13 protein-coding genes are annotated in these 11,353 nt (G+C 48.6%); 8 read left to right on the top strand and 5 right to left on the bottom strand.

Annotated elements, in window-relative coordinates; all coding sequences use genetic code 11:
* Nucleotides 1–256 precede the first annotated feature (256 nt).
* Entirely contained in the window at nucleotides 257–958 is a 702-nt protein-coding gene (locus ACKFKF_RS32355) for an SAM-dependent methyltransferase (protein ID WP_446871512.1), read from the top strand.
* 233 nt (nucleotides 959–1,191) lie between these two features.
* On the opposite strand, the gene fmt is transcribed toward ACKFKF_RS32355, so the two are convergent.
* Nucleotides 1,192–2,163 carry a methionyl-tRNA formyltransferase gene (gene fmt, locus ACKFKF_RS32350; RefSeq protein WP_446861443.1) on the bottom strand — a complete coding sequence of 324 codons (972 nt, stop codon included), beginning with the start codon at nucleotides 2,161–2,163 and terminating at the stop codon, nucleotides 1,192–1,194.
* A 310-nt stretch (nucleotides 2,164–2,473) separates the two neighbouring features.
* On the opposite strand from fmt, the gene ACKFKF_RS32345 reads away from it, so the two are divergent.
* From ACKFKF_RS32345 to mazF, 7 genes are all read left to right on the top strand, one after another.
* The gene (locus tag ACKFKF_RS32345) at nucleotides 2,474–3,148 is read left to right on the top strand and encodes a hypothetical protein (RefSeq protein WP_446871513.1); all 675 of its coding nucleotides are present in this window, start codon (nucleotides 2,474–2,476) and stop codon (nucleotides 3,146–3,148) included.
* 150 nt (nucleotides 3,149–3,298) lie between these two features.
* Nucleotides 3,299–3,778 (top strand): hypothetical protein, encoded by a 480-nt coding sequence (locus tag ACKFKF_RS32340; protein WP_446871511.1) that lies wholly within the window; start codon nucleotides 3,299–3,301, stop codon nucleotides 3,776–3,778.
* Nucleotides 3,779–3,791: 13 nt separating this feature from the next.
* Nucleotides 3,792–4,733 (top strand): CAF17-like 4Fe-4S cluster assembly/insertion protein YgfZ, encoded by a 942-nt coding sequence (ygfZ, locus tag ACKFKF_RS32335; RefSeq protein ID WP_446871510.1) that lies wholly within the window; start codon nucleotides 3,792–3,794, stop codon nucleotides 4,731–4,733.
* 580 nt (nucleotides 4,734–5,313) lie between these two features.
* Nucleotides 5,314–6,291 carry a glycosyltransferase family 2 protein gene (locus ACKFKF_RS32330; protein ID WP_446871509.1) on the top strand — a complete coding sequence of 326 codons (978 nt, stop codon included), beginning with the start codon at nucleotides 5,314–5,316 and terminating at the stop codon, nucleotides 6,289–6,291.
* 169 nt (nucleotides 6,292–6,460) lie between these two features.
* Complete coding sequence (gene mtnA / locus ACKFKF_RS32325) at nucleotides 6,461–7,519, top strand: S-methyl-5-thioribose-1-phosphate isomerase (protein ID WP_446871508.1); 1,059 nt, start codon at nucleotides 6,461–6,463, stop codon at nucleotides 7,517–7,519.
* A gap of 131 nt (nucleotides 7,520–7,650) precedes the next feature.
* Nucleotides 7,651–7,896, top strand: coding sequence for an AbrB/MazE/SpoVT family DNA-binding domain-containing protein (locus ACKFKF_RS32320; protein WP_446861437.1), 246 nt, complete (start codon nucleotides 7,651–7,653; stop codon nucleotides 7,894–7,896).
* Nucleotides 7,883–8,233 (top strand): endoribonuclease MazF, encoded by a 351-nt coding sequence (gene mazF / locus ACKFKF_RS32315; protein WP_446871507.1) that lies wholly within the window; start codon nucleotides 7,883–7,885, stop codon nucleotides 8,231–8,233. The genes ACKFKF_RS32320 and mazF overlap by 14 nt, the downstream gene beginning before the upstream one ends.
* Before the next feature lie 91 nt (nucleotides 8,234–8,324).
* On the opposite strand, the gene ACKFKF_RS32310 is transcribed toward mazF, so the two are convergent.
* The 4 genes from ACKFKF_RS32310 to ACKFKF_RS32295 all read right to left on the bottom strand — a co-directional run bounded on the left by ACKFKF_RS32310 (nucleotide 8,325) and on the right by ACKFKF_RS32295 (nucleotide 11,161).
* Nucleotides 8,325–8,660 carry a hypothetical protein gene (locus ACKFKF_RS32310; RefSeq protein WP_446871506.1) on the bottom strand — a complete coding sequence of 112 codons (336 nt, stop codon included), beginning with the start codon at nucleotides 8,658–8,660 and terminating at the stop codon, nucleotides 8,325–8,327.
* A gap of 277 nt (nucleotides 8,661–8,937) precedes the next feature.
* On the bottom strand, nucleotides 8,938–9,426 hold the full coding sequence (locus ACKFKF_RS32305) for a molybdenum cofactor biosynthesis protein MoaE (RefSeq protein ID WP_446871505.1): 489 nt from the start codon (nucleotides 9,424–9,426) through the stop codon (nucleotides 8,938–8,940).
* Nucleotides 9,427–9,477: 51 nt separating this feature from the next.
* Entirely contained in the window at nucleotides 9,478–10,284 is an 807-nt protein-coding gene (locus tag ACKFKF_RS32300) for an ABC transporter permease (RefSeq protein WP_446871504.1), read from the bottom strand.
* Entirely contained in the window at nucleotides 10,268–11,161 is an 894-nt protein-coding gene (locus ACKFKF_RS32295) for an ABC transporter permease (RefSeq protein WP_446871503.1), read from the bottom strand. Before ACKFKF_RS32295 ends, ACKFKF_RS32300 begins: the two co-directional genes overlap by 17 nt.
* Nucleotides 11,162–11,353 lie beyond the last annotated feature (192 nt).

Genomic DNA, 11,353 nt, shown 5'->3' with positions numbered 1-11,353 from the left:
GGGACTTTGAACCGATCTGATCTGAAAGATTCCCAGAATTGGTAGCTTGGGGGGCAGAAGTGCGGAACATCGAAGCGAAAAACTTTGCCGGATTCAGGTTCCCTCCCTTCTTAAGAGGCTAGGGGGAATCTCATATCAAGTGATCTACCCAAAATGCTCATTCACGATCCTCTGAGATTCTCAACTACAGCTAAAAATTTCATCAAATTGACGTTCCATCAAATTCACATTGCACGCATTACCATCAGGAGAAATCATGAAGCGACGACTCTTATCTCTACTTTTTGTGACCGCCAGCGCCATCAGTTTAGGAATTGTTGGATGCACTCAACAGCGTGATTCTGTGACCGCTCAAGTTCCATCACAGACAACCCCAACCGAATCGCCAGCCGTAACGCCCACCACAACACCAACCACAACACCAACCGCAACACCAACAACAGCACCCGCACAAGCGCCAGCCCAACCTCAAGAACGCGCCTTAGATGTGCCCTATGTGCCAACGCCAACCGCCGTCGTTGAGGAAATGCTGAAGCTCGCGAAGGTGGGCAAAAATGATGTGCTTTACGATTTGGGCAGCGGAGACGGACGAATTGTGGTCACAGCCGCTCAAAAGTTTGGCACTAAAGGAGTGGGCGTTGATATTGATCCTGAGCGCGTCAAAGAAGCCAATGAGAATGCACGTAAGGCGGGAGTGACCGATCGAGTTGAGTTTCGTCAACAAGACCTCTTCAAAACCGATCTGCGAAATGCCACGGTCGTCACACTTTACCTCTTACCGCGTATCAATCTCCAACTGCGTCCCAAACTCTTTAAGGAGTTAAAACCGGGGACTCGCATTGTCTCTCACGCCTTTGATATGGGCGACTGGAAGCCCGAAAAAGTGGTCGAAGTTGGAAGCAGTACCGTCTATTACTGGGTTGTCCCCGAAAAGATTCCAGAAAATCTGCGCCAATAACAACCTAAGTTCACTCACTAAATTCAATTAGATTGTTCGCTGCGGTTGTCAATCCAGGCAGCCCCCTAAATCCCCCACGAGTAGGGGACTTTGAACTAGAATCCTTCTCTTAAAGTCCCCCAGAATTGGGGGGTTGGGGGGCAGAAACCGCGAACACCGTAGCGAAAAAATTCATCGAATTCACGTTAAAAAAGTTGGCGATCGAGGAGTCTTTCAAATTCAAGACCGACTGATCAGCCCAGCTTTTCTCCGACCTCTAAGCGGGTGCCATTGGCAAAATCCCAGCCCGATCGCGCACTTTTGCCCGCCAGTTGCACTTCTCTCAATAACAAAAATCCGTCTCCTGTCTGAACGACGAATCCCACATTTTTGAGAACGGCAGCCACTTCTCCAGGAGCCTGAACGGGGTCAAAGGTTTGCGGAAGGTCGGCGAATTCGATCGGAAGTTTAACCTTAGCGGCGAGGGGGATGGTCGCCGTCACCTTGAGGATCGCGCCTCGAAACGTCGTCGTACAGTTGGGAAAAAATCCACGAATTTGATTGTGAAGGTCGATCGCTCTCCGTGTCCAATCCAATTCATAGTCTGGTTTTTTAATTAACGGCGCATAGGTCGCTTGCGAGTCATCTTGAGCGATCGGGGTTGTTTCACTCAGGTTGGTTAGCGTTTCGATTAGCAAGTTAGCGCCGATCGTCGAAAGGTTTGCCGCCAGATCTTGGGCATTGTCGAGCAGGGCGATCGGCACCGCCGATTTTAACAACATGGCACCTGTATCCATTCCTGCATCCATGAGCATTGTGGTAATGCCCGTCTCAGATTCGCCCTGATAAAGACACCACTGAATCGGAGCCGCCCCGCGATATTTGGGCAACAGAGAGCCGTGAACGTTGATACATCCCAACTTGGGCATGTCTAGAATGGCTTGAGACAAAATCTGCCCATACGCCACCACCACAAAACTATCCGCCTCAGCAGACTGCAATTTTTCTAACGTCTCAGCCTCTTTTTTGACGCTCTTGGGTTGCCAGACAGGAATCTGATGCGCCAGTGCCACCGACTTGACAGGCGAAGCGGACAATTCATTCCCGCGTCCTCGGCGCTTATCGGGTTGGGTGATCACCGCCACTACGTCAAAATTTGAATCTGCAAGTAACGCTTCTAGCGTGGGAACTGCAAATTGAGGCGTGCCAAAAAAGACAATTTTCATGCGATCGCGTTAATAAATCAGAAGCGCTTCCATTTTGCAAGCACAGGGCATCCAAGATCTGTCTTGAGACAGGTATCGAAAAATAGGTTTGATGAGCAGATCGAGCTTTAGAACGTCAAAAATCTGCAAACTGCTGCATTTAATTTAAACCCTCAAGAACTTTTGTAAAACGACTCTTTCAGACTTTAGTTTGCATCCATAATATGAGACTTATCACAAGTCAGGCAGGTGGAATTTAGAAAGTGCTGAAGGCTGCACCCAAAATTTCTACCCGCTCAGATCTAACCCTACAAGGCGCGGGGTGTCTTTTATGAATTTTCAGGCGACCCAGATCGATCCGCTTAACAGTCCCCATCCGATTCCCTGGAGTTGGGTGATGGCTAACCTGTCTGATTCTCAGTCAACGCAGCATTATTACCGCAGTCATTCTCTGATTTCGCCAAACGGTGAATACAAGGCCTACAGCCGCGTTCAGATGCTGGTCGAGCCAGAGATTTATTTGAGTCGAGTCAGTAGCGTTTTGTTTTTGGAGAACCTGAGAACGGGCGATCTGCAAGCCATTACCGCGACATCCCCCTTTGCCGAAAATCCGTTTATTGGCAACAGTTCTGATCTGGCGGGCACCATTTCGATCGTGCTGCCGATTTCTTGGTCAGCGGCGGGCGATCGCTTATTGTCACGAGAATTTGAATCTATTTTTGGGTCTGACATCGCTTCAGATTACGCCCTGATCTGGGACAAAACGCTCAATGCGGCTACCACCGTCGCCCCCACAGGAATTGAATACACCAATGCCATTTTGTTGGGCTGGAGTGCCGAGGAGAACGATCGGGCCCTCTTTCAAGCGGGCAACCTGGGCGAATCGCCGTGGCCCCTTTGGGCAGTTAATTCGCAAGGAGACACGTTAGCAGCGGCCGACGACCAACCCAAAACCTACGGCCAGGTCACCAATAGTATTTGGGCAGGCCCGCAGGCACACAGTTGACTATCAAGCTTTTGACTATCAAGCTTTGGGAATTGATGAGCCGAAAAATCTAGGAATATTTCGATCGACCATCCGCTTTAAAAACGAAGCAAAGAACTTCCCTCAAACTCACGTTTTTTTAGACTGATTCCAAAGTTCAAACTCATCGGTATGAAGCCAAAATTTGCAACCATCGAAGCGTGGCGACAGGCAGAAATTTTGATGCAGCCTGCCTTTATTCGCGTCATTGACAACCTTCGCAAACAGCTTGAGCAATCTACATGGCAAGGCACTTATCGAGATGCGCCCGTCTGGGCAGAAGACACGCCAGAAGATGTAAAAGCCTCCGTTGCTCGACTTCAAACACAGCTTAAAACCGCTTCACCTGACCAGGCGGCCGAGATCCAACAAGCGCTTTCTCACTTACCTTCTCCTTATCCCGGCTACGAACTGTGTCTCAAACAAAACGATCGCCAAGTCACCGTTGATCTGTGGGAACTGTGTTATCGAGTTTGCTTTGCTAATCAGATTGATAAACCCGTTGAGGTAGATACCAGTCTGATTGATGAAACAGGCGAGGTAAACTGGAATCGGCTCGACGATAAAACTAAAACACTTGTTGAGCAGATCTTTGAGAATTTGCCCAATTAGGGGTTTACCGATCATGAATGACGCGCAGGTGTACGATCGCTCTCACTGGGGAGTTATTGAGGTTTCGGATGTCGATCGCCTCCAGTTTTTGCACAACCAAAGTACCAACGATTTCAAAAGTCTCAAGCCCGGACAAGGGTGCGATACGGTTTTTTTGACCTCCACCGCCCGAACGATCGACCTCGCCACCGCCTACATTCTCGAAGACTCGGTGTTACTGTTGGTGTCGCCCAACATGAGCGAAAAGGTGATCAAATTTCTCGATCGCTACATCTTTTTCGCCGACAAGGTAAAGCTGACGGATGTCACTCAGCAGACTTCAACGTTGAGCCTGATCGGGGCTGGCAGCGAGGCAATTCTCAAAAAATTAGGGATAGAAATCACGGGACAGCCTCACACTCACCGCTTGTTTGATGGGTCGGGAGTAGACGTGAGGGTGGCGATCGGCAGTGGATTGGCCAAACCGGGATACACGCTGATCACGCAAGCTGACCAGACAGAACGGCTCAAACAAGCTCTATTAGAAACTGGGGCTGCACTCATCAGCGATCGCACCTGGGAACAACTGCGAATTGAACAGGGCCGCCCACTGCCCGATCGTGAACTCACCGAAGACTATAACCCGCTAGAAGCCGGACTTTGGCACACGATTTCATTTAACAAAGGTTGCTACATTGGGCAAGAAACGATCGCCCGTCTCGACACCTACAAAGGAGTCAAACAACAACTCTGGGGCGTAAAGTTGAGCGATGTGGTTGAACCGGGAACAGTGGTCACGATCGACGACGACAAAATTGGAACATTGACCAGTCAGACAGAAACGGATGCAGGTGTGTTGGGACTGGCTTATATCCGCACAAAAGCCAATGCAGCAGAGGGAATGCAGGTGACGATCGGGACGGCTCAAGGCGAATTAGTTGACTTACCTTTTGTGACGCGAGAAAAGCAGGCGTAGCGGCTCAAAACTCAGGCAGAGAGAACAGAAGAAATTCTGCCTTTTTTGTACTGAAGATTTTGGGGCGAGTCGATCGTTTTGATACTAATTTGTTTGAAGTCAAAAAAGAGATTCGACCTTCAATCTAGGAGTCTTCAAAGAATCAAATTTTGCTCAAACTTAACCGGAATAGGTGTTATCTGATACTGTAATTTGCAAGTTTCAAGTGGTTCAAACTGACGAACTGTTGATAATTATTAACAGAAATAGATCACATCATAGGTGCTTAATTCGATAGTAGGCATCAGATTATTTTTATATAATTTCAACTTAATTAATCGTATATTTATAATTCTTCAAACGTATTTAGTAAAGTAAAGATTTAAAGACTTACGTAGAACGTTTTTAATTTACCTGGTTAAGATTTGACCATCTTCCACGTTTGGCTAGAGATCACACGGCTCTTGTTTTAATAGATACTTGAATACGGAGATCGGTTACTGTCATCAAATTGAATGATTTAGCACACCAACTGATTCAGTAGTTCGTATCTCAAAACGCTCCAAGTCAGCTTAATCCTGATCCTTTAACAGGAGTTAACATGAACTTTCATCCACCCTGCGTCAGCATTGGTCTGGCAGTTTACAACGGAGAACTGTTTATTGAAGACGCGATCGTTTCAATTCTAAACCAGACCTTTCAAGACTTTGAGCTAATTATTTCGGATAATGCGTCGAGCGATCGTACCGAAGAAATCTGTCGAACTTATGCAGCCAAAGATTCTCGAATTCGCTATATTCGCAACGCAGAAAACCTGGGTGCAGCGCTCAATTACAATCAAACATTTGCAGAAGCGCGGGGTCGTTATTTTAGATGGGCAGCCCACGACGATCTGTTGGCACCCACTTATTTAGAACGCTGTGTCGAAGTATTAGAAAATCAGCCAGATATCGTGCTGTGCCATTCTAAAACCACGCTGATCGATGCCAAAGGTCAAAAGCTTTACTTTGACGAAACAGAAGATTGTTTTGTTGATCAATTTGACCATCGTTTTCGTAAGCCCGATCGTCCTCGCGACTTTTCTTCTTCTCCCCACAAACGCTATCAAGAAGTTTTGATTGCGACTCGCTGGTGTTTTGAAGTGTTTGGATTAGTGCGGACTGAAGCCTTTGCCAAAACATCAAAGCTGGGGGCGTTTTATGGGGCTGACAAAGTGCTTTTAGCCGAACTCAGTCTGATGGGCAAATTCGCTACTTTACCCGACCCTTTGTTTCTCAATCGCCGCCACCAACAGCAGTCTGGCTCACTCAAATCTGCCCAAGAGCGAGAGCAATGGATCAATCCCACAATCAAGCGGCGATCGGTGCTGCGTCCTCGTCTGATGTGTCTCAAAGGCTACCTGTTTGCCATCTTCAAATCTCCCCTCTCTCCCATCGAACAGCTAGGATGTCTGATCGTTTTGATGCGATGGTTGGTCAAGCTCGACAACTGGCAACGCCTGGTCAGAGAAGGGTTACGAGAAAATTTAGGACTGGAGATCACCGCGCGATCGACACTACCCCAAAAGCCCCAATTCTGAGGAAGGAGACTACCTATTGAGTGCAAAAGATTGAGTGCAAAAGTCAACATGGTGCATTTCCACAATCGATCGGTTACGAGAAGTGAACTGCTGTCGCGGGATGATGCACAATAAACGGTGGTGACTGCTAATGTTCACACCGATATTCCCAAAATTTCTCCGAAGGTCTATGTCTCTCCAAAACCAGGTCTATCCCGTTCTTTGGCAAACTGATCACGTTCTGCTAATTGATCAAACTCGTCTGCCCAATGAATATGCGCTGGTTGAGATCAGTCGCTCTGATGATATGGCACAGGCAATCAAAACGATGATTGTTAGAGGGGCACCTGCGATCGGCGTTGCGGCAGCCTATGGGATGTATCTAGGGGCGCGAGAAATTGAAGCGAGCAACCGCGACTCCTTTCTAACCCAACTCGAAACGGTGGCCAAAAAACTCCGCGCCACTCGTCCAACCGCAGTGAATTTGTTTTGGGCGATCGAGCGAATGCTCAAAACGGCCCGCCAAACCCTCGGCTCAGTCGATCACCTCAAACAAGTGCTGTTAGAAACAGCCCAGCAAATCAACGCAGACGATATCGAAACCTGTCAAGCGATCGGTGATTATGGCTTGTCTGTCCTGCCTAAAGCTCCGCATCGGTTGCGCTTGCTGACTCACTGTAATGCGGGTGCGCTGGCGACAGCAGGCTACGGAACGGCTCTCGGCGTGGTGCGATCGACCTGGGCTGCCGATCGATTAGAGCGCGTCTACGCTGACGAAACAAGGCCTCGCTTACAGGGCGCAAAACTCACCGCCTGGGAATGTGTGCAAGAAGGGATTCCCGTCACGGTGATCACAGATAATATGGCGGCTCACTGTATGCAGCAGGGCATGATCGATGCGGTGGTTGTGGGAGCCGATCGCATTGCCGCCAATGGAGACACCGCCAACAAAATTGGAACTTACAGCGTGGCACTGATTGCCAGAGCGCACAATATTCCTTTCTTTGTCGCGGCTCCTCTCTCGACGATCGACTTCAAGATCACCGACGGTCGCCAGATTCCTATTGAGGAACGCGATCCGGTAGAAGTGTATCAGGTTGGCGATACGATGCTCTGTCCGCCGGGTGTGGAGTATTACAACCCTGCTTTTGATGTGACTCCTGCGGCGTTGATTACGGCGATCGTCACAGAACATGGAGCCTTCTCGCCCAGCCAGCTTCAAGGAGAGTTAGCTGAAAAGGTAGTGTAATTCGTAAGTTTGCGACGGGCTAAAATTAAGCGGTCAGGTTGTTGCAGGCAGCGATTTGGCAATTCTGGATGAGCAGCTTTTCTGAGTTTGTATATATAATGTTTATACTAGCTCATTTGGAAAACAGGCTTATGGCAATGCAAGTCGTAGCGAAGTGGGGTAACAGCTTAGGCGTTCGGATTCCGATGGCGATCGCCAAACAAATTGACTTAAAAGAAGGAACCAGCGTCACCTTTGCCGTGGTTGAGGGAAGTCTAGTGATCAAACCTGAGCCAAGAAAGAAATACACTCTGGATGAGCTTTTAGAGGGAATGACTCTAGAGAACGTGCATGAGGAAGTTGATCTAGGGCAACCCGTCGGCAATGAAATCTGGTAATCGAGACCTCTACGTGCCCAATCGTGGCGACATTGTGAAGCTCAGTTTTGACCCTCAGCAGGGACATGAGCAAGCAGGATACCGCCCTGCTATCATTCTGTCGCCGATTCGCTATAACCAGTTGTCTTCACTAGCACTGATGTGTCCTATCACTAACCAATCAAAAGGGTTTCAATTTGAGGTGGCACTTTTAGAAGAGATGGCGACATCAGGTGTCATCCTAACCGATCAGGTGAAGAGTTTTGATTGGCGATCGAGACGAGTGAAATTTGTTGAGAAAGCCCCTAATGCGCTAGTCGAAGATGTTTTGGCGAAGCTCGAAGCCCTCTTATTCTAAAACTCCTAAAGCGATCGATTTGAACCCTTTCCCAAGAAGCGGTTTGCATGAGTTCCTCTAGCAGTCGGGTTGCTTGCAGGCTGAGAAAGGCTCATTGGTTCTTCAAATTTTTGGCTTGATGCCGCTTACGAAAGTGAGCAAACCATCTGATAACCTCCTCACACGCTCTACCGCAGCCGACAAACGGAGCGTCAAAACGACTCAGGCTATCAGAGCAAACTGAAATTTTAAGTTCAGGATTGTAGACAGCTTCTTGGTGATCAGGCAGCCGGAATTGAGCAAATTCGCCCTGGTCTGGGGCATGACCTTCATCGGTGAATCGTAACCCGTCAAGCGTGACTCCCGCACGATCGCTCACAGGCAATCGATCGCCTAACTTGGGGGCAAAAAACAACGTTCCTCCATCAGACTGAACCCAGTTTCGCATGACCAACCTGGATAGAATTCGTATTACTACACCTTGAAATCAGAAGGACGATCGCTTTGCGGACTTTGAGAATTTTACCGTTTCTCATCCGTTTCTACCTAGAAGTCCAGGCTACATCCGTCACCTATAGCTGTTTTATCTTATATCCAATATTTATTCTGTCTTCTGTAAGACTTAAAGGCTGATGACCCTTTATACCCTTTATAAAGTTGATAAAATCCTTTAGTTTTGTCTCGTTTTTAATTGAATGGTTGAGAGGCGGTTCGAGTAAATTTCCTTAACAGTCAGGTTGCTCACAGGCTGCGATCGATACCCAGCTACTAGAGCCATCCTTCCAATGTTCTTTTTTCCAGATTGGCGCGGTGTGTTTGAGCGTGTCGATCGCAGATTGACAAGCCTGAAAGGCCTCCGATCGATGAGGGCAGCCGACCGCGACTAATACGCTAATTTCTCCAATATTCAGCCGTCCGACGCGATGATGAATGACGACTCGATTGGCATCTGGCCAGGTTTGACGAATTTCTGAGGCGATTTGTTGAAAGACTCGCACAGCCATCGGTTCGTAAGCTTGATATTCCAGCGCAACCACTGCTTTGCCATCGGTACTGTTTCGCACCGTCCCACTCATCACCACCACGGCTCCATTGGCGGGATCGTCAGCCAGGTTGTAGACTTCTTCGAGTGAGAGCGGCGCAAACGTAATGGCAAAGCGATCGCCCGGATGAAGTGAAATCGCTGAAACCGAGTTAATCGCCAAGGGACTCATAAAAGACACTGCTAGACCTGATTCTATGGTTGCACAAATTGAGAAACCGCATTACCGAAACCGCCTTTTCTCACTGCGATAGCGAATGGTTTCCGCAATCACCGCAACGCTGCCCGATGTCACCATGAGAAACACACTCAGCGCATTGATATCTGGTCTGACCCTGGTACGAATTCGGCTGAAAATCTCCATTGGTAATGTGGTCGCTCCGCCACCTGCTGTAAAACTGGAAATCAAAAAGTCATCCATGCTCAGGACAAACGCCAACAAACAGCCCGAAATAATCGCAGGCATTAGTTCTGGAAGTAAAACTCGCACCAAGGCTTGATAAGGCGTGGCTCCCAGATCGAGGGCAGCTTCTTCTAAATGAGGATTGAGATTGACCAGTCGAGTCGAGACGACAAAAGCCACATAAGCGAGACAAAACACGACATGAGCCGCAACGATCGTCCACAAGCTCAACGGCACCGCAATCACCGCTAGAAAGACGAGTGTAGCAACCGCGATCGCAATGTCAGGAATGATCATCGGTAGATAAGATGCGCCCTGATACAATCGCTTGCCCGGAAACTGATAGCGCGCCAGACCAACCGCCATCAGAGTCCCCACGATCGCTGAAATGCTGACTGCACACAAAGCTACTGTCAAACTGTCAGATAGGGCTGAGAGAATGCGACTGTCATTAAAAAATCTCACATACCAATCCAGCGTGAATCCCGTCCATTGAGCGCTCGTAGGAGATGCATTAAAGCTGTAAACGCCCAGAACCAAAATCGGCAGATACATAAAGCCAAACATCAACACCGAAAATAGCGCCTGCCAGGAAACTCGATCGGTGGATTTAGAAGGATTTTGCATCTTCGCCGCCATATTTAATGAGAAGTGCGATCGCCACACTCACCGCCAAAATCAAGACCATACTCAAGGCCGACCCAAAGCCCCAGTTTTGTGTAGCACCCAGAAATTGATTGTAAATCAGCCTTGCCGCCGTCATGCTGGAGTTTCCGCCCAAAAGTTCGGGGTTGACAAAATCGCCCAGTCCCGTGATGAACACAAGGAGCGTTCCGGCGGCAATTCCGGGTAGGGTTTGGGGAACGGTGACTTTCCAAAAAGCCTGTTGGGGAGTGGCTCCCAGATCGGCGGCCGCTTCTAAAAGTTGTCGGTCTAGTTTCTCTAAAGAAGCGTAAAGAATCAGTACCATGTAGGGCAGCAGGCTATAGGTCATGCCAACATAAACTGCCTGAGTCCGGTTCAACAAATCTAATGTAGGAAGCCCGATCGCAGTCAGCAGTGTATTCAAAACCCCCGTGGGACGAAGAATACTAATCCAGGCATAAGATCGCAGCAGCGAAGAAGTCCACAACGGCAGGATAAAGCCCAACAGCAGCAGATTGCGCCAGCGTTTGGGTGCCATAATCGCAATCCAGTAAGCGACGGGAAAGCCCAGCAGCAAACAGGAAATCGTCGTCCCAGTTGCAAACAGCAGCGATCGCCCCACGACTCTGAGAATATCTGGTTGAAAGATCCGTAGATAATTGTCCAGCCCCGACGGATTGACCACATCACCCGGCTTGATATTGGGAACCAGGCTGAGTTGAAAAATCAACAGCGTCGGAATCACCAACAAAAAGGCCAGCCAAATCCCTGCCGGAGCCAGCAACAGCAACGGTTCGATTAGCCTGGATAAGGGCGCGATCGGCGTGGTTTTTGATTCAACTGGAGAGACGTTTGACACGAAGAGGAAGGGATGAGGGATGAGGGATGAGGAAGGGATGAGGGATGAGGGATGAAAAAGAAATCTGCTTCGTTTTTAGTTTTTCAAGAAAGTTTAATTTCTTCAAGCTTGCAAAGTGTGCCCACGAACCTAATTTAGCGTCAGTTCGATGAGAGTGACTCGCTTCGTTTCAATCGGCTTCAGCCCCCTAAA

The organism is Phormidesmis sp. 146-12 (assembly GCF_052939495.1).
This window is presented reverse-complemented; position numbering and strand designations above follow the sequence as displayed.

What these genes read in the sequence shown, in the direction of transcription:
- mtnA (WP_446871508.1), top strand. Translation starts at nt 6,461, where the DNA reads ATGTCTCTCCAAAACCAGGTCTATCCCGTTCTTTGGCAAACTGATCAC.
- ACKFKF_RS32300 (WP_446871504.1), bottom strand. Translation starts at nt 10,284, where the DNA reads ATGCAAAATCCTTCTAAATCCACCGATCGAGTTTCCTGGCAGGCGCTA.
- ACKFKF_RS32345 (WP_446871513.1), top strand. Translation starts at nt 2,474, where the DNA reads ATGAATTTTCAGGCGACCCAGATCGATCCGCTTAACAGTCCCCATCCG.
- ACKFKF_RS32320 (WP_446861437.1), top strand. Translation starts at nt 7,651, where the DNA reads ATGGCAATGCAAGTCGTAGCGAAGTGGGGTAACAGCTTAGGCGTTCGG.
- ACKFKF_RS32340 (WP_446871511.1), top strand. Translation starts at nt 3,299, where the DNA reads ATGAAGCCAAAATTTGCAACCATCGAAGCGTGGCGACAGGCAGAAATT.
- mazF (WP_446871507.1), top strand. Translation starts at nt 7,883, where the DNA reads ATGAAATCTGGTAATCGAGACCTCTACGTGCCCAATCGTGGCGACATT.
- ACKFKF_RS32355 (WP_446871512.1), top strand. Translation starts at nt 257, where the DNA reads ATGAAGCGACGACTCTTATCTCTACTTTTTGTGACCGCCAGCGCCATC.
- ACKFKF_RS32310 (WP_446871506.1), bottom strand. Translation starts at nt 8,660, where the DNA reads ATGCGAAACTGGGTTCAGTCTGATGGAGGAACGTTGTTTTTTGCCCCC.
- ACKFKF_RS32330 (WP_446871509.1), top strand. Translation starts at nt 5,314, where the DNA reads ATGAACTTTCATCCACCCTGCGTCAGCATTGGTCTGGCAGTTTACAAC.
- ygfZ (WP_446871510.1), top strand. Translation starts at nt 3,792, where the DNA reads ATGAATGACGCGCAGGTGTACGATCGCTCTCACTGGGGAGTTATTGAG.
- fmt (WP_446861443.1), bottom strand. Translation starts at nt 2,163, where the DNA reads ATGAAAATTGTCTTTTTTGGCACGCCTCAATTTGCAGTTCCCACGCTA.
- ACKFKF_RS32305 (WP_446871505.1), bottom strand. Translation starts at nt 9,426, where the DNA reads ATGAGTCCCTTGGCGATTAACTCGGTTTCAGCGATTTCACTTCATCCG.